The sequence below is a fragment of the Cupriavidus sp. WGlv3 genome, from assembly GCF_023952475.1.
In the GTDB taxonomy this organism is placed as follows: Bacteria; Pseudomonadota; Gammaproteobacteria; order Burkholderiales; family Burkholderiaceae; genus Cupriavidus; species Cupriavidus phytorum.
On record NZ_JALHRX010000096.1, the window covers coordinates 1 to 1,303 of the forward strand.

Consider the following 1,303-nt stretch of genomic DNA (forward strand, 5'->3'; position numbering starts at 1 on the left):
GGTTCTTCGCAGAAAACCGTGGCCCGAAAGAGCACATTTTGTATGCTGATGTCTGTTTCTTCAGGTATCAGGGGGATGTGTGCTGGATCGCAAGACGCTGCAAGCACTGGGTTGCTGGAAGGGCTACCGGCTGGAGCGCGTGGAATGGCCGGAGGGAGAGAGCCGTACGCTGTCGTTGTACTTGAAGCCGGTCAGCAAGGTCATGCATTGCGAGGAGTGTGGCGCGCGCTGCCATCAGGTGCATGAGACAGTGGTCAGGCGAGTCCGGGACCTTCCGCTGTTCGAGTATCGGGTCGTACTGCACGTGCCGCGCCGGCGCGTTTGGTGCGACCGTTGCGGCGGTCCGAGGCTGGAGCGGCTGGAATGGCTTGGGCGCTACCAACGCGTGACGGCCCGCTTGGCCCAGGCTTGCGGCCACTTGTTGCGCCACTGTACGGTGCAGGCGGTGGCGGCCTTCTACGATCTGGGCTGGCACACAGTTAAATCGATCGATAAGGCTCGCTTGCGTGAGGCAGTGGCCGAGCCGGACTGGTCCAATATCCGCTACCTGGCCATGGATGAGTTCGCGCTACACAAGGGGCATCGATATGCCACGGTGGTAGTCGACCCCATTGGGCGGCAGGTGCTCTGGATCGGACAGGGGCGCTCACGCGAGACCGCCCGAGCCTTCTTTGAGCAGCTCCCCGCCGGCGTTGCGCAGCGCATCGAGGCCGTCGCCATCGACATGACGACCGCGTATGAGTTGGAGATCCGGGCGCATTGCCCGCAAGCAGAGGTGGTCTTCGACCTGTTCCACGTGGTAGCTAAGTACGGGCGTGAGGTCATCGACCGAGTACGGGTGGATCAGGCCAATCAGCTGCGGCACGATCGGCCGGCCAGACGGGTGCTCAAGTCCACACGCTGGCTACTGCTGCGGAATCGGGAGAACTTGAGCGTCCCCCAGGCGGTTCATCTGGATGAGGTCCTGGAGGCGAACCGGCCATTGCTGACAGTCTATCTGTTGCGCGACGAGCTAAAGCGGCTATGGTTCTACCGCCGCCCGGCGTGGGCGCAAAAAGCTTGGGAGCAATGGTGCGAGCAGGCTCGGCAGAGCCGAATACCTGCCCTGGAGTTGTTTGCGAAGCGCCTGCAAGGCTACTGGCATGGCATCTTGGCCCGCTGCCGCCACCCATTGAACACCAGCGTGGTCGAAGGCATCAACAACACCATCAAGGTCATCAAGCGCCGCGCGTACGGCTATCGCGACGAGGAATACTTCTTCCTCAAAATCCGCGCAGCCTTCCCCGGAATTCCTCGATGAACC

1 protein-coding gene is annotated in these 1,303 nt (G+C 62.0%); it reads left to right on the top strand.

The features are described 5' to 3' along the window. Positions 1-79: 79 nt before the first annotated feature. A complete protein-coding gene (locus MKD38_RS30585) occupies positions 80-1,300 on the top strand; it encodes an ISL3-like element ISRta1 family transposase (RefSeq protein WP_012353615.1) in 1,221 nt (406 codons plus the stop codon). Positions 1,301-1,303 lie beyond the last annotated feature (3 nt).